We start from the raw sequence: 16,286 nt of genomic DNA, 5'->3' as shown, positions 1-16,286 counted from the left end.
GATATGTCTCTCCTTGCCAGCCGGCCCGGCCGGCCTGGGTTTATAGGGCGGATGCCCCGCGCTATTTCTGCATGCCCCAGCGCTTGACGGTGACGCGCTCGAGGGTGGTGAAAATCAGGCCTTCCACCAGTAAGCCGATAATGATCACCGAAATCAGCCCGGCAAAAACCCGATCGGTAAAGAGTTCGTTGCGGTTCTGGAAAATATACCAGCCCAGCCCGCCCTTGCCGCTCGACGCGCCGAACACCAGCTCGGCGGCAATCAGGGTGCGCCAGGCAAAAGCCCAGCCGATTTTCAGGCCGGACAGAATCGAGGGCAGGGCGGCGGGAATCAGGATATGCCAGACGTAGCGCAGACCGCGCAGTCCGTAATTGCGGCCGGTCATGCGCAGCGTATCGGAGACCCCGAGGAAACCGGTATAGGTATTCACCGCCATCGGCCACATCACTGAATGCACCAGCACGAAAATCAGGCTGTTTTCCCCCAGGCCGAACCACAGCAGCGCCAGCGGCAGCAGCGCGATGGCGGGCAAAGGATTAAACATCGAGGTCAGGGTGCTTAATATATCCCGGCCGAGACGGGTTGATACCGCCAGGGAGCTTAACGCCAGCGCAAGCAGGGTGCCGATGGCGTAGCCCTTGATCAGGGTGCCCAGCGACAGGCCGATCTTGGCCGGCAGTTCGCCGCTGGCCATATCCTGGGTAAAGGCGGTAAAGGTCTGGATAAAGCCGGGCAGCAGCAGATCGTTGTTTTGCCACCGGGCGGCGATTTCCCACAGCGCTATCAGCACCAGCAGGATGGCCGTTTTGCGCAGCCAGGTAAGATTCCACAGCCGTGTCGACCAGGGCAGCGGCGTAGCCAGGCTCAGTTCGGCTATCGGCGGCAGATCCCGCTGATATTCGGGGCGTATCGGAGGATTTTTGGTCATGGCAACGCTTCCTGACGGTATGGCTTAGGGCTAAAAATGATCATCGCGCGCCGCCGACCACTTTAAACCGTGGTTTGTCCGCGACCGCGCGATCGGTCTGGGACGCCGCCGGATCGCTGAATAACAGGTCGTGGATGCGGCGCGCGGCCTGCTGGAAATCGCTGCCGCCGAAGTCGTTGATGCCGAACTGATGGCTGTTCATCTCCGCGCGCACCCGTCCTGGATGGGGCGACAGCAGCAGGATGCGGCTGCCGACCACCAGCGCTTCCTCAATGGAATGGGTAACAAACAGCAGGGTAAAGCGCACCTCTTCCCATAGCGCCAGCAATTCCTCCTGCATTTTGCGCCTGGTCAGGGCGTCGAGGGCGGCGAAAGGTTCGTCCATCAGCAGTACCTTCGGCTCCATCGCCAGCGCCCGGGCGATGGCGACCCGTTGTTTCATGCCGCCCGACAGGGTATGGGGATAAGCATCGGCAAACGCCGTCAGCCCCACCTTGTCGAGAAAATACCCGGCGCGTTCACGGGCTTCGGGCCGCCGGGCCTTGCCGCTCGCCAGCAGCGGGAACATGACGTTTTCCAGCACGGTTTTCCAGGGCGGCAGCTGATCGAACTCCTGAAACACCATTAGCCGGTCCGGCCCGGGCTGCGTGACGCGTTCGCCGTCCAGCAGAATGCTGCCGCCGACCGCGGGCAAAAACCCCCCCACGGCTTTCAGCAGGCTCGATTTGCCGCAGCCCGACGGCCCCAGCAACACAAAACGATCGGCCGGGAAGACATCAAAACTGACATCATGGGTGGCCCGCACCACGCGCTGGCGCGTGCGGTATTCCAGGTTCAAAGCGCCTACCCGCAACAGCGGCGCGTTATCCGGAGCCTGCTGGATATGTAATGTCATGGTGCGTTTTCCTTTTAACCGGAAGCCCGGATTCAACTGCCGGGCAGGGCGTAGGCTTCGGGGAAGAAGTAATCCTTCCACGAGCCGGCGCTGTTTTTCAGGATGCCGAGTTCATGCAGTTTTTCAGCGTAGACAAAGGTTTTCTGCGGCGCGATGGTAAAGTCATTTTCCGGATCGTTGACAATTTTCTCGATAAGCTCCAGCGGCAGATGGGATTGCTCTACGCGAATATAGGTCTTGGCCGCCGCGTTTTTATCGGCTTTGATGATCTGCTCCGCCTCGGCCAGGGCGTCAAAAAACGCCTTATAGGTTTTCGGGTTTTCGTCATGGAATTTCTCGGTGGCGTACAGCAGGTTAAACGTGCCTTTGCCGCCCAGCACATCGTAGGAGCTCAGTATCTTGTGGATATTGGCATGTTCCAGCGCCTGGTACTGAAACGGCGGGCTGGAAAAATGCGCGGTAATTTCCGCGCCGCCCGAGATAAGCGCGCTGGTCGCGTCGGGATGCGGCAGGCTCAGGGTAATGCTGTCGTATTTTTTATATTCCGCGTTGCCGAACAGGCGCGCGGTTTCAATTTGCAGGGTGCGGGATTGAAACCCTACCCCGGCGGCGGGGACGGCGATCCGGTCTTTATCGCTCAGGTCGCTGACGCTTTTCACCGCTGGATTATTGCTCAGCAGGTAATTGGGCATGGAGCCGAGAGCGGCCACCGCCTTGACATTCTGTTTGCCGCGGGTGCGGTCCCAAACGGTCAGCGCCGGCGGCACCCCGGCGGAGGCCACGTCCAGCGCGCCGGTCAGCAACGCTTCGTTCATCGCCGTGGCGCCGGAAATGCTGTGCCAGTCCACTTTGATATCCAGGCCCTGCTCTTTGCCGTGCTTTTCAATCAACTGCTGGTCGCGCACCACATCAAGGATCAGATAGCCGATGCCGAACTGCTGCGCGATGCTGATGGTGCCTTCCGCCCGCGCCGGGACGCTGCCCAGGAAAATACCGCAGGCGGCAATGATGCCGATACCTTTGAACAAAACATTCATTAATGTTATCCCAGAATAGAGAAGAAAATGATTCCCGCCATCATAAAGTGATGCGGTGATAATTGTTAAATCGTTTTTTGGAATAAATTAGAAGCAGATGTTTATGCATTATTTAACTTTGCTTAGTGCATTAATGGCAATAAACGATAATAACCTAAAGTCATTTTACGTCTATCGATAGTTAATTGTTGTCTTTGGGTGGAAAGTTCTTCGGCGATATAGTGGCGGCAACGATTAAGCATGATGTTCATGGCAATAAACAGGGCGCCGTGCAACGCCAGGAGAATATAACGTGCCGCTTTTCCAGCATTCCTTTTTGCGCGACTATGTCGCCGCCCGGCTGACGGATATCAAGGTCGCGCCTGACGTGGCCGCCATGGTGGCGGATAATCTGGTGGACGCCTGCCTGAAAGGGCATGACTCCCACGGCGTGACCATGTTGCCGCGCTATATCGCCGCCATCGCCGAAGGCGGACTGCATCCCGATGCCCGCGCCACCGTCACCCTTGACGCGGGCGCCGTGCTGTCTTTCAACGGCGGCCAGGGGTTCGGCCAGGTGGTGGGGCGCCAGGCCATGGATGCCGGCATACGGCGCGCCGGGGAATACGGTGTCGCGGTTATCGGCCTGGCCGACGCCCACCATCTGGGACGCATCGGCGCCTGGGCGGAACAGGCGGCGCAGGCCGGGCTGGTCTCCATCCACTTTGCCAATGTCAACAGCCGTTCGCCGGTGATGCCCTGGCAGGGGGTGCAGCCGCGCCTGGGCACCAACCCGTTTTGCGTCGGCATTCCGGTGGCGGGGGGGCATCCGCTGATCCTGGATTTCGCCACCAGCATTATCGCCGGCAATAAGGTGCGGCTGGCCTGGAACGCCGGCCAGCCATTGGCGCCGGGATGCATCGTCGATGATAAAGGGCAGCCCGCCGTCGACCCGCGCTGGCTGATGACCGAACCCTTCGGCGCGCTGCTGCCGTTCGGCCAGCATAAAGGGTCGGGCCTGTCGGTGGTTTGCTCGCTCCTCGGCGCGGCGCTGACCGGCGGCATGACCGAGCGCCATGACAACCGGGATAAGCAGCGCATCCTCAACAGCATGCTGTCGATCGTTATCGACCCGGAAAAACTGGGCGGCGCCGACAGCTATCGCCGGGAAATCGCCGGCTTGCTCGATTGGGTGCGCAGCTCCCGCGACGACAACGCCTTATTATTGCCCGGCGACGCCGAGCAGGAAAAATATCAACAACGCCTCAGCCAGGGCCTATTTATCGATGAGACCAGCTGGCGGCAACTGGCGGCGCTGGCAACCCCCGGCGTCGCGACACTCTGATTGTTCATTCTCGCTCTCAATCCAGGAAAAACATTATGCATCTGGCCCGTTTTCCCCGTCTGACCCTTGGACAGTTCCCCACTCCCTTGGAAGCCTTGCCCAATTTAAGCCGCTACCTCGGCGGTCCGACCCTGTATATCAAGCGCGACGATAACACCGGCCTGGCGAGCGGCGGCAACAAAACGCGTAAACTGGAATTCCTGCTGGCCGACGCGGTACGCCAGGAGGCCGACGTGGTGATAACCCAGGGGGCGACCCAATCCAATCATGTCCGCCAGACCATTGCCGGCGCCGCCAAACTTGGCCTGAAAACGCAGGTTCTGCTGGAAACGCGGGTGGACCGGTTCGGCGAAGATTACCAACGCTCCGGCAATATCCTGCTGGATAACCTGCTTGGCGGCGCCATCGTAGAACATCTGCCGGCCGGCAGCGATATGCAGGCGGCCATGGAACGGCTAGCCGACACCCTGCGCGCCCAGGGCCACCGGCCGTACGTCATCCCGGGCGGCGGCTCCAATCCCATCGGCGCGCTGGGCTATGCGGCCTGCGCCGAGGAACTGCTTTACCAGTCAAGCCAACAGCGGCTGCGCATTGATCATATCGTCCACGCCACCGGCAGCACCGGCACCCAGGCGGGCCTGGTCAGCGGGCTGGAAGCCAGCAACAGCGGCATTCCGGTGCTGGGCATCAGCGTGCGCGCCCCCAAGGCCAAACAGGAAGAAAATGTCTATGCGCTGGCCTCCCGCACCTGGCAATTGCTTGGCGCGCGCGGCGAACTGCCCCGCGATCGCATCAAGGTCAACAGCGATTATGTGGGGGAAGGGTACGGCCTGCCCACCGACGGTACCCTGGAAGCCCTGCGCCTGCTGGCGCAGCTCGAGGGCATCTTGCTCGACCCGGTCTATACCGGCAAGGGTATGGCGGGGTTGATCGACCTGATTCGCCAGGGGCAGTTCAAGCCGGGTGAGAATGTGGTCTTTATCCATACCGGCGGCTCGGCGGGACTGTTCGGCTATCGCCAATTGCTGGAGCAGTCGCAGCAATGAGCCGTTTCCTGCTGGGGATCCTGGGGGGGATGGGGCCGCTGGCCACCGTCGACCTGATGCAGAAAATCATCGAGGAAACCCCCGCGCACAGCGATCAGCAGCATGCGCCGGTGGTGGCCTGGAACGTACCGCAAGTCGCCGACCGGCAGCAGGCGCTGGCCGGCACCGGTCCGTCGCCGCTGCCGCAGCTACTGCACGGCGTGCGCCGGCTCAACGGCGCCGGCGCCAGCCATATCCTTATCGCCTGCAATACCGCCCACCACTGGTATGGCGAGCTGGCGGCGGCCAGCCGTGCGCCGCTGCTGCATATTGCCGACGCCACGCTGGACAGCCTGCGTCCGGAGCGGGGCGAACGGATAGGGCTCATCGCCACGCAGGGCACGCTGGACGCCGGCTGGTTCCAGCAGCGCATCGCCGCGCTGGGCGGCGAAACGCTGACGCCGCTGCCGCAGGAGATGCGGGAATGGTTTGTGCCCGGCTGCTATGCGGTAAAACGCGGCGATCTGCGCGGCGGCGGCGAGCTATTGTCTCGTCTTGCGCAGGCGCTGGCGGCGCGTGGCGCCGCACGCCTGATCCTGGCCTGCACCGAGGTGCCGCCGGCCTTTGCGGCCATCGACTCACCCTGGCGGTCGGTAAGCGTTGACCCGACCCGGGCGCTGGCCCGGGCCGCCGTCCGGCATTGGCTGGCGTACCGCGACGGCGCCTGATTGACTTAGCGGCTAAAGGCAAAAGCTTAGAAAAATTTTTGCTTTAGCCGCCGCATGCGCAGCGCCGTCGCCGGCTGATAATGTCCGGCCAAAAAAGATAAAATTTAACCTACTGTTAATCCTGTCTTTTTATTATTTTCCCGCGTTAATCTGTTACCGCGTTTTTCCTTAGTATAAAAAACTATAAGTTACCGTTTTTTCTTATTTGTCCCTTTAGCTATTACTCGGTATGAATATAGCCATATTAAAGATAAAGGAGGGGCGTCGCGTGAACTTTCAGCAACTACGTATTATTCGGGAATCCGCCCGTTGCAATTATAACCTGACTGACGTGGCCAGTATGTTATTTACCTCCCAGTCCGGCGTCAGCCGCCATATTCGTGAACTGGAAGAAGAGCTGGGCGTGGAAATTTTTATCCGCCGCGGTAAACGTTTAATCGGCATGACGGAACCGGGTAAAGCCCTGCTGGTAGTGGCGGAACGTATATTAAGCGACGCCAATAATATTCGGCGCATCGCCGATGTTTTTGCCAATAATGATTCAGGCGAACTTTCCATTGTTACCACCCATACCCAGGCGCGCTACAGCCTGCCGGCGGTGATCAAGGAGTTTCGCGCGCTGTATCCGCGCGTGCGCCTGGTGCTGAACCAGGGCAGCCCGGAGGAGATTGTTTCCATGCTGCAATCCGGCGAAGCGGACGTGGGCATCGCCAGTGAAAAGCTGATGGGCGAAGATCAACTGGCGGCGTTTCCTTATTACAGCTGGCACCATACGGTACTGGTACCGGAAGGCCACCCGCTGACGCAGGCGGGTGACATAACGCTGGAAACCCTCAGCGAATATCCGCTGGTTACCTACCGGCGCGGCATCACCGGCCGCTCCAGGCTGGACGTGGCTTTTCAGGCCGCGGGGCTGAAGCCGGAGGTGGTGCTCAGCGCCCAGGATTCCGATGTTATCAAAACTTATGTCGAGCTGGGACTCGGCGTCGGCCTGCTGGCGGACATGTCCTACAATCGCGAGCGCGATACCGGACTGGTCAGCCTCAACGCCGAGCATCTGTTCGAAGCCAGCACCGTATGGTTGGGGGTAAAACGCGGCCAACTGCAGCGCAAATATGCCTGGCGCTTTATCCAGCTTTGCAACCCCCAGCTGTCCCTGACCGAAATCGAGGAACAGGTGCTTTCGCCTCACGCTCTCGAGACCGCGCTGGATTATCAAATCTAACCCCGGGCGCACCGCCCGGCCCGTCAACGTCGCGCAAAGGTGTTGAGGGAAGTGCGTGCCTATGGGGCATGGTTTTCCCGCCCGCCCGAGTCACCGTCGCGCAAGTTCAGTGTTTCGGCCGGTAATGATCTGGTGATCTTGTCACCTGGCTGCTGTGTGTAGCACGCAATGACATAGAGAGATAAACCTTTTTTCTGAATGTAAATCTGCAGCGGCCAGCCTTGGCCGGGGGGGCGCTTGCGAGTTGCGCTTGCGTGTTTATGCTGCTGCGGCGAAGGGGCGTGTGGCGAGGTTTATGTTGCCGCGGTGAGGGTTTCGCTTGCCGTGCGTTCGGCGGTTATATGGAATGCCGAGCCTGTTTAGGAATCTGTGTAAACGCCTTTTTATAAATGACCACTTAAACGATCTCCAAATTCTATACTAAAACGATTCAATGCCATCTTCCACTCCCTCACCGGCATCGACCATTTTTTTGACGCCGCCTGGATGGCCAGCCACACCACTTTTTTTACCGATTCGTCTGACGGGAATACCTTGCGTTTTTTAATAGCGTGTCGGATCACGCTGTTTAGCGACTCGATGGCGTTTGTGGTGTAGATCGCTTTGCGAATGTCTTCCGGATAGGCGAAGAATGTCGCAAGGTTAGTCCAGTTAGCCTGCCAGCTCCGGCTTACTTGCGGATAACGGGAGTTCCATACGCTGGCGAACGTCTCCAGCGCCCGCTGTCCCGCTTCCTCCGTCGGTGCCTGGTACACTGCCTTCAAGTCTCGCATGACGGCCCTGGCGTCTTTCCAGGAGACAAAGCGCAGGCTGTTACGCACCATGTGTACGATACAAAGCTGAATGCAGGTCCTCGGGTAGACCGTATTAATAGCGTCAGGAAAGCCTTTCAGGCCATCGACGCAGGCGATAAAAATATCCTGTAATCCCCGGTTTTTAAGCTCGGTCAACACGTTTAGCCAGAACTTCGCGCCTTCGTTCTCTGCCATCCACATGCCCAGCAGTTCCTTTTGGCCTTCAATGTTAATTCCCAACGCCAGATACACGGATTTATTGATGACGCGACCGTCGTGGCGAACTTTTACCACGATGCAGTCCAGGTAAATGATGGGATAGAGCGTATCGAGTGGGCGATTCTGCCATTCAGTGACCTGCTCCAGAACCGCCTCAGTGACTTTCGATATCAGTGCTGGTGAGACATCCGCATCGTACATTTCCTTAAACATCGCCGATATCTCACGGGTGGTCATGCCTTTGGCATAAAGCGCCAGGATCTGGTCATCCATTCCGGTAATACGGGTCTGATTTTTCTTCACTAGTTGGGGCTCGAAGGTCCCTTCGCGATCACGAGGTGTCCTCAGCTCTAGCGGGCCATCACCTGTGGTAACCGTTTTAGAGGAATAACCGTTACGGGCGTTGGAACCCGATTTGAGCTGATTTTTCTCATAACCCAAATGGTGAGTCAGTTCAGCTTTAAGGGCAGCCTCAACACTTAATTTTTTTAAAAACCGATCAAATTGGCTCAGATCCTCAGGGGTTTTGAGACTTTTAGCCAGCTCAGTTGCGAGAGCCTGTAGCAATTTTTCGTCCATAAATTCACCTAATTCTAATGATGGATTGAACATATCAAAATCAGGCGATTACACAATCTTATGTACAGGCTCGGAATGCCGGGCGCCGGCAAGCGACAAAGAGGCCGTACCGCGACGGCCTCCTTGACCTCCGCGCGTCCGGCAGATCGTGCGCCGCTGCGCGGTGCCCGACATCACCCATCCCGGCTTTTGGACCGCCCGATATGCGCTCCCGGCGCAATCCGGGCTTTCGCCGCTCCCGGCGGCTCATCCAGCCGCGATGCGCGCCGCCGGCGCACTCTATGCCGGCACCAGGTCAACACCATCGCCTGTGAGTAAAATAGCGTTTTTGGGTTTCTTGCGGCATGTACTTACCGGGAAAAATATCAGCATCCATTTTGGGCTAACGTCTGCAGTCTGATGGCTAAAAGCCAAAAGCCAAAAGCCAAAAGCCAAAAGCTAAAAGCGTCATGCTTACTGTTAAAACTTAACGCTAAATGATGTATGCCTTACTGCGTGACTGCATACCTGTATGCCTGTATGACTTGCTTTTCGCTGTGCCAGCCGCACTCCATACCCGTTGTATTCCCTAACGGTCACTCATATGCCGATGCCAGACCCTGTCCCAAGCAACAGCGCCGCTGTTGCTTCATAATATGCAGTGCGAAAGCGACATGTGGACCGGCATAAAGCGCGCTGACGGCGCCAGTGCCCCCGGCATGAGCCGCCGGGAGCGGCGAAAGGCCCGGTTGCGCCGGGAGCGCATACCGGGCCGGTGCATCACGGGGGCATGGGCGACGGAAGGCATCGCGCAGCGACGCGCGACCTGCCGGGCGCGCGGAGGTCAAGGAGGCCGTCGCGGTACGGCCTCTTTGTCGCTTGCCGGCGCCCGGCATTCCGAGCCTGTACATAAGATTGTGTAATCGCCTGATTTTGATATGTTCAATCCATCATTAGAATTAGGTGAATTTATGGACGAAAAATTGCTACAGGCTCTCGCAACTGAGCTGGCTAAAAGTCTCAAAACCCCTGAGGATCTGAGCCAATTTGATCGGTTTTTAAAAAAATTAAGTGTTGAGGCTGCCCTTAAAGCTGAACTGACTCACCATTTGGGTTATGAGAAAAATCAGCTCAAATCGGGTTCCAACGCCCGTAACGGTTATTCCTCTAAAACGGTTACCACAGGTGATGGCCCGCTAGAGCTGAGGACACCTCGTGATCGCGAAGGGACCTTCGAGCCCCAACTAGTGAAGAAAAATCAGACCCGTATTACCGGAATGGATGACCAGATCCTGGCGCTTTATGCCAAAGGCATGACCACCCGTGAGATATCGGCGATGTTTAAGGAAATGTACGATGCGGATGTCTCACCAGCACTGATATCGAAAGTCACTGAGGCGGTTCTGGAGCAGGTCACTGAATGGCAGAATCGCCCACTCGATACGCTCTATCCCATCATTTACCTGGACTGCATCGTGGTAAAAGTTCGCCACGACGGTCGCGTCATCAATAAATCCGTGTATCTGGCGTTGGGAATTAACATTGAAGGCCAAAAGGAACTGCTGGGCATGTGGATGGCAGAGAACGAAGGCGCGAAGTTCTGGCTAAACGTGTTGACCGAGCTTAAAAACCGGGGATTACAGGATATTTTTATCGCCTGCGTCGATGGCCTGAAAGGCTTTCCTGACGCTATTAATACGGTCTACCCGAGGACCTGCATTCAGCTTTGTATCGTACACATGGTGCGTAACAGCCTGCGCTTTGTCTCCTGGAAAGACGCCAGGGCCGTCATGCGAGACTTGAAGGCAGTGTACCAGGCACCGACGGAGGAAGCGGGACAGCGGGCGCTGGAGACGTTCGCCAGCGTATGGAACTCCCGTTATCCGCAAGTAAGCCGGAGCTGGCAGGCTAACTGGACTAACCTTGCGACATTCTTCGCCTATCCGGAAGACATTCGCAAAGCGATCTACACCACAAACGCCATCGAGTCGCTAAACAGCGTGATCCGACACGCTATTAAAAAACGCAAGGTATTCCCGTCAGACGAATCGGTAAAAAAAGTGGTGTGGCTGGCCATCCAGGCGGCGTCAAAAAAATGGTCGATGCCGGTGAGGGAGTGGAAGATGGCATTGAATCGTTTTAGTATAGAATTTGGAGATCGTTTAAGTGGTCATTTATAAAAAGGCGTTTACACAGATTCCTAAACAGGCTCGGCATTCCATATAACCGCCGAACGCACGGCAAGCGAAACCCCCGCCGAGGTAACATAAACCTCACCGCCGCAACAACATAAATCTCACCGCCGCAACAACATAAACCTTACCGCCGCGGCAACATAAACCTCACCACCGCGGCAACATAAACCTCACCACCGCGGCAACATAAACCTCACCGCCGCAACAACATAAACCTCACCGCCGCGGCAACATAAACCTCACCGCCGCGGCAACATAAACCTCACCGCCGCGACCTAACCCATCCACGGCCGCATAAGCGCGCCAGAACTGCGATCGCCGCATCTACCCACGACAAGTTATAGGGAATGCACGTCTATCTATAAGGTTAAATCAGTCGCGGCTTTCCCACCCGGCCGGGGGCCCATGGCATGCCCTCCCTCGCCGGGTTCAAAGCAGACGTGTTAAAGAGGGAACGTGCCGCCAGCCCGGCGTTAATCCACCGAAGCCGCTTGCGCGCTGGTTTGCGTCAACAGCAGGGCGGACAGCGCCTCATCGGCCAAACGCGCGAAATAGGCCGCCGCCGGATAAATCACCTGCTCGTCGGGATTAAACCGCGGATGGTGCAGACCGAATTCGCTGGCCGAACCGATGCTGACAAAGGTCCCCGGCACCTGCTGCAGATACAGGGAAAAATCCTCGCCGCCCATTTGCAGCTCCGCTTCCTGGACCTGATAACCGGCGTCGGCAGCCACCCGCTGGCTGAAATCCGCCCAGAAAGGCGTATTCACCACCGCCGGCGGCCCCGGATACCACGACAGCGACGCCTCCGCGCCCATGGCGCTGGCCACCCCGTCAATCACCCGGGTCAGAATATCCGGCACTTTCTCACGCACCTTCACATTATGCGTACGCACTGTGCCTTCCAGCTCCACCGTTTGCGGCAGCACGTTCCAGGTATTGCCGCCCTGAATACGCGTCACGCTCACCACCAGCGATTCCAGCGAGCTGAAATTCCGGCTCGGCAGGGTTTGCAGCGCGTTCACAATCTGGCTGGCGGTCACGATGGTATCAATACCCTGCTCGGGTTTGGCCGCATGGGCGCCCTTGCCGGTCACCGTAATCTGGAAACGGTCGATATGGGCATAAAACGCGCCGCGCCGGGTGGCAAAGGTGCCCACCGGCAGCTCGGGCGCGTTATGCATGCCGAATACCGCCGACACGTTCTCCAGCGCGCCGGCGTCAATCAAATGGCAGGCGCCGTTGAAATTTTCTTCCGCGGGCTGGAACAATATCCGCACCGTGCCCGGCAGGGTGGCTTCGCGCGCTTTTAATAACAACGCCGCCCCCAGCATCACCGAAGTATGGACGTCATGGCCGCAGGCGTGCATAACGCCTTCGTGGCGCGAACTGAACGGTACGCCGGAAACTTCATCGATAGGCAGCGCGTCGATGTCCGCGCGCAGGGCGATCAGGGGAAAGGGTTGTTTGCCGATTTCGGCCACCACGCCGGTCTTCAGCGCTAACGGTAAAATCCGGATGCCGGCCTCCGTCAGCCAACGGGTGATCCTTTCCGTTGTGGCGAATTCCTGGTTGGACAATTCGGGATAGGCGTGCAGTTCGCGTCGACAGCTAATCAATTTTTCAGCAATATTGCCAGACATAGGGTATGACCCTTTTGTGAGATAATGAATATCGGATAAAAAATTATCTTAGCGGTTAATGTTAAATTGCAGTAAATACTGTTCGGTTATATTACATAGCCATCGGGTCTGATGGCAGGAAGGGGGCCGCCGCCGCCGCCTTTATTCTGCATGCTGAGCCGGGCGTTACTCGTCTTTAGGGAAATCCGCGCCGCGGGTGACGTCTGCCCAGCCATCAAAATCCCGCTGCAGGAGTTTGATTTTTTTATGGGCGTTTTCGAGCGCGGGGTTGCCCAGCAGTAAACGCAACGGCGGCTGCTTGGCTTCCACCGCCTTGACGATGGCCTTGACGGCGCGCACCGGATCGCCCGGCTGCTTGCCGCTGTTATCGCGACTGACGCGGGCGCGCGCATGCGCGGTTTCGGCATAGTCGGCGATGGTCTGCGGCGCCTCATTGGCCGAACGGCCGGCCCAGTCGGTGCGAAACGGCCCCGGCTCGACGATCAGCACCTTAATGCCCAAGGGTTCCACTTCCTGCGCCAGCGACTCGGACAAGGCTTCCACCGCGAATTTCGTGGCGTGGTAAAAACTCAGCGAGGGGAAGGTGGTAATGCCGCCGATGGAGGAGATATTGACCACGGTGCCGCTGCGCTGCTTGCGCATGGCCGGCAGCACGGCCCGGGTCATGGCGGTCAGGCCCCAGACGTTGATATCGAACATGCGGCGCACATCGTCCATATCACTCTCTTCGAACGAACCGAAATAACCGATGCCGGCGTTGTTCACCAGCACATCGATACGGCCGAACTTTTCCAGCGCGGCGCTCACGGCGGCGTCCACCTGTTCCTGGCGCGTGACGTCCAGGGTTAAGACCAGCGCATGATCCTCATGGCCGGCGATCAGATCGTTGACCTGGTCCGGATTACGCGCGGTAACGACCGTCGGATAACCCAAAGACAGGGTATGGCCGGCCAGTTCCCGGCCGAAACCCGTGGAGCAGCCGGTAATAAACCATACTGGTTTTTCGTGTTGCGTCATCATTATTCTCCAGATTGTTCAGGATAAGAGCCTCGTTACACGCAGGCGGCAAAGCGGCTGGTTAGCATAGTGTAATACCCCGGCCCGGGTTGCAACCGACGGATGATGCTGACCGGGGGGAAACGGCGCCCCGCCATGCCGCGTCGGCGCCATAAATAACCGTTCAGTCCATGTCATTACCGGATAATGACGGATTTGTAATGGTGCTGTTAATCAATAAAGCAACATCCGCTAAATCATGGCGGAATAATGTAATGCAGCTATCATTTATCGGCCCTTTCATTATTTAGCCTTGTTTTCCCACCGGAAATTCGCTAATAAAATTTATCCATATCCCGGTAAAATATTTTTTTAAAACTAAAAAAAAGTGCTGAAAAAAAACCTAATCTCAAGTTTCTGTGAGGTTAATCACGCCAAATGCTAAAAGGCGATAATATACTCCGCGTCAAATAGAAACGGTATTTCAATTTAAATGAATTTTTGTTTCTTTTTGTGATCATCAAAGTTGCGCTCTCAATATTCACTTCATTTCTCTGGGATGGTAAAAGATGAGGATAATAAAAAACTTACGTTGGTATATGATCGGAATGGTGATGCTGGCCACCGTGCTTAACTATCTGGCGCGCAATTCGCTGGCAGTGGCGGCGCCGACCATCATGCAAGAGATGCATTTTACCGTGCAGCAATATTCCTATATCGACGCCATATTCAAAGGTTGCTACACCCTGACGCAACCCGTGGCGGGCTACATCCTGGACCTGCTGGGCACCAAGTTGGGCTATCTGCTGTTCGCCATTGCCTGGGCGGTGCTGAATATGGCCCACGCCTTCGCCGGCAGCTGGGTGGCGCTGGGTATCCTGCGCGGCGCGCTGGGCATGGCGGAAGCCGCGGTGATCCCGGCGGGCCTTAAAGCCTCGTCCGAATGGTTTCCGGCCAGGGAACGTCCTGTCGCCGTGGGCTGGTTCAACGCCGGCGCCGCCGTCGGCGGCGTACTGGCGCCGCCGCTGGTGGCCTGGGCGATTATGGTGCACAGCTGGAACTTCGCGTTTTTGTTAACCGGCGGGGTGAGTTTAATCTGGGCGGTGGGTTGGTACAAATTATATAATACCCCGGATAAACATAAAAATATCTCCTCTGAAGAACGGGAATATATTTATGCTGGACAGGAATCCCGCCATCACAGCAGCAATACACAAAAAGTACCGGTAAGCCAATTACTCAAGGATAGCCAATTCTGGGGTATCGCTATTCCGCGCTTTTTAGCCGAGCCGGCCTGGGGTACGATTAATGCCTGGGTACCGTTATTTTTATGGAAAGTCTATGGCTTTGATTTAAAGCATATCGCCATGTTTGCCTGGATGCCGCTGCTGTTTGCCGATGTGGGCTGTATCCTCGGCGGCTATATGCCGGGCTTTTTCCAGAAACATTTCGGCGTTACGCTTATCGTGTCGCGCAAGCTGGTGGTGACCGTCGGCGCGCTGTGCATGATTGGCCCCGGGCTTATCGGTTTATATCACAGCCCGTATTTCGCCATCGCCATGCTGTGCTTCGGCGGTTTTGCCCATCAGACGCTTTCCGGCGCGCTGATTACGCTGTCCTCGGATCTCTTCGGCCGCAATGAAGTCGCCACCGCCAACGGCCTGACCGGCATGATAGGCTGGGGCGGTTCGACCTTGTTTACCCTGGTGGTCGGCGCGCTGGTGGGCATTATCGGCTTCTCGCCGCTGTTCCTGATGCTGTCGATATTCGAAATTACGGCGATGATTATCGTCTGGACCGTGGTAAAAGGGCGTCCCGATAAAACGGCGCTGCAGCCAACGCCTGTGGTCTAGCGGTATAACGACAATCACTATGCCGGGACGGACCTACGTCCCTGTAGCGAAAGATGACGTCCCGCGCCGCAGTCCGGCCGGGACGTTGCTATTTTTTATCACTTCGTCTCCAGGGCAGGCAGCCTGACAGGGCATTATCCCGCGGCGGTTTTTTTGCGTAGGGCGGCGGCGGTTCGTCATGCGGGGAGAGGGGAGCAACCGCCCCGCGTACGGGGCCGCGGCCATACTCAGTGAATGACGCCGGGCCGGACATGGACGCATTTCTGGTATTGACCGGCGCTTTATAGCGCGGATAGGTTTTCGTCGGATTGCCGGCCGGCACGATCCGGGCGGCGGACGCTTTGCCCGCGCTCACGCCGGTGCCGGTCTGCGTGGCCCCGGCGATGCCGTTCTTCACGGGCGCGGGGGAAGAGAGGGCCAGCGGCGTGTTGCTCACCGTTTCAGGAAGGGGAAACGTGGTGGAGTTGATGGACGTGCGTCCATAAGGACCATAAGGAATGGAGGGGGGGGCGAAGTTGTAGCGTGCGTTGATTGACGAGCGGTCGATATTCCCCTGATAAAACGCCGGCGAATGATCGTAACGGGTATAGCGTGTGTTTAAATAAGCATTATTCATTACCGATGGTACTCCTGTCATGGGGGAACACTGTGGAAATCCCGCGGAAAAAGGGAAAGATGAAAATGATGATAATGGAACACATGACTTAAATAACGGCCTAATGACGCCGTTTGCGCAAGGACGGCGGCGGTGAATGTCTTATTGACCGGCAAAACGCCGGGGAAAAACCCATGCGCGGATAAAGTGTCGCTTCAGGTTCCGGCCGGTTTGGGCTATCTTGTTCCCGGGAGATTCCACCACTTTTTTA

Annotated in this window: 13 protein-coding genes; 6 read left to right on the top strand and 7 right to left on the bottom strand. The window is 57.4% G+C overall.

The genetic code is table 11. The features are described 5' to 3' along the window. Nucleotides 1–61 precede the first annotated feature (61 nt). From ACL2XQ_RS17935 to ACL2XQ_RS17925, 3 genes are read right to left on the bottom strand one after another with little or no spacing between them, the layout of a single operon-like run. On the bottom strand, nt 62–928 hold the full coding sequence (locus ACL2XQ_RS17935) for an ABC transporter permease (protein ID WP_410014244.1): 867 nt from the start codon (nt 926–928) through the stop codon (nt 62–64). A gap of 40 nt (nt 929–968) precedes the next feature. Further along, a complete protein-coding gene (locus ACL2XQ_RS17930) occupies nt 969–1,823 on the bottom strand; it encodes an ABC transporter ATP-binding protein (RefSeq protein WP_413723315.1) in 855 nt (284 codons plus the stop codon). Nucleotides 1,824–1,855: 32 nt separating this feature from the next. Next, nucleotides 1,856–2,860 (bottom strand): ABC transporter substrate-binding protein, encoded by a 1,005-nt coding sequence (locus ACL2XQ_RS17925; RefSeq protein ID WP_410014246.1) that lies wholly within the window; start codon nt 2,858–2,860, stop codon nt 1,856–1,858. A gap of 292 nt (nt 2,861–3,152) precedes the next feature. Between ACL2XQ_RS17925 and ACL2XQ_RS17920 the strand changes: the two genes are divergently transcribed. From ACL2XQ_RS17920 to cbl, 4 genes are all read left to right on the top strand, one after another. Further along, nucleotides 3,153–4,184: a malate/lactate/ureidoglycolate dehydrogenase gene (locus ACL2XQ_RS17920; protein ID WP_413727956.1), complete on the top strand. Its 1,032-nt coding sequence runs from the start codon at nt 3,153–3,155 to the stop codon at nt 4,182–4,184. Nucleotides 4,185–4,219: 35 nt separating this feature from the next. Further along, nucleotides 4,220–5,230, top strand: coding sequence for a D-cysteine desulfhydrase (locus ACL2XQ_RS17915; RefSeq protein WP_413723313.1), 1,011 nt, complete (start codon nt 4,220–4,222; stop codon nt 5,228–5,230). Further along, entirely contained in the window at nt 5,227–5,937 is a 711-nt protein-coding gene (locus tag ACL2XQ_RS17910; RefSeq protein WP_410014249.1) for an aspartate/glutamate racemase family protein, read from the top strand. The genes ACL2XQ_RS17915 and ACL2XQ_RS17910 overlap by 4 nt, the downstream gene beginning before the upstream one ends. A gap of 268 nt (nt 5,938–6,205) precedes the next feature. Further along, the gene (gene cbl, locus ACL2XQ_RS17905) at nt 6,206–7,162 is read left to right on the top strand and encodes an HTH-type transcriptional regulator Cbl (protein WP_410014250.1); all 957 of its coding nucleotides are present in this window, start codon (nt 6,206–6,208) and stop codon (nt 7,160–7,162) included. A 383-nt stretch (nt 7,163–7,545) separates the two neighbouring features. Here the strand turns inward: cbl and ACL2XQ_RS17900 are convergent, their stop codons facing one another. After that, the gene (locus ACL2XQ_RS17900) at nt 7,546–8,754 is read right to left on the bottom strand and encodes an IS256 family transposase (protein WP_413740493.1); all 1,209 of its coding nucleotides are present in this window, start codon (nt 8,752–8,754) and stop codon (nt 7,546–7,548) included. A gap of 950 nt (nt 8,755–9,704) precedes the next feature. Between ACL2XQ_RS17900 and ACL2XQ_RS17895 the strand changes: the two genes are divergently transcribed. Then, entirely contained in the window at nt 9,705–10,913 is a 1,209-nt protein-coding gene (locus tag ACL2XQ_RS17895; protein WP_413740493.1) for an IS256 family transposase, read from the top strand. A 488-nt stretch (nt 10,914–11,401) separates the two neighbouring features. Here ACL2XQ_RS17895 and ACL2XQ_RS17890 read toward each other — a convergent pair whose 3' ends face one another. Together ACL2XQ_RS17890 and ACL2XQ_RS17885 are read right to left on the bottom strand one after the other, a co-directional pair. Further along, a complete protein-coding gene (locus ACL2XQ_RS17890) occupies nt 11,402–12,571 on the bottom strand; it encodes an amidohydrolase (protein ID WP_413739517.1) in 1,170 nt (389 codons plus the stop codon). 165 nt (nt 12,572–12,736) lie between these two features. Further along, entirely contained in the window at nt 12,737–13,591 is an 855-nt protein-coding gene (locus tag ACL2XQ_RS17885; protein ID WP_410014252.1) for an oxidoreductase, read from the bottom strand. 545 nt (nt 13,592–14,136) lie between these two features. Between ACL2XQ_RS17885 and ACL2XQ_RS17880 the strand changes: the two genes are divergently transcribed. Further along, nucleotides 14,137–15,420, top strand: coding sequence for an MFS transporter (locus tag ACL2XQ_RS17880; protein WP_410014253.1), 1,284 nt, complete (start codon nt 14,137–14,139; stop codon nt 15,418–15,420). An 88-nt stretch (nt 15,421–15,508) separates the two neighbouring features. On the opposite strand, the gene ACL2XQ_RS17875 is transcribed toward ACL2XQ_RS17880, so the two are convergent. After that, a complete protein-coding gene (locus ACL2XQ_RS17875; RefSeq protein WP_410014254.1) occupies nt 15,509–16,036 on the bottom strand; it encodes a hypothetical protein in 528 nt (175 codons plus the stop codon). Between the last annotated feature and the right edge of the window lie 250 nt (nt 16,037–16,286).

The organism is Sodalis sp. RH14 (assembly GCF_047324285.1).
Taxonomy (GTDB): Bacteria; Pseudomonadota; Gammaproteobacteria; order Enterobacterales; family Enterobacteriaceae; genus Acerihabitans.
This window is presented reverse-complemented; position numbering and strand designations above follow the sequence as displayed.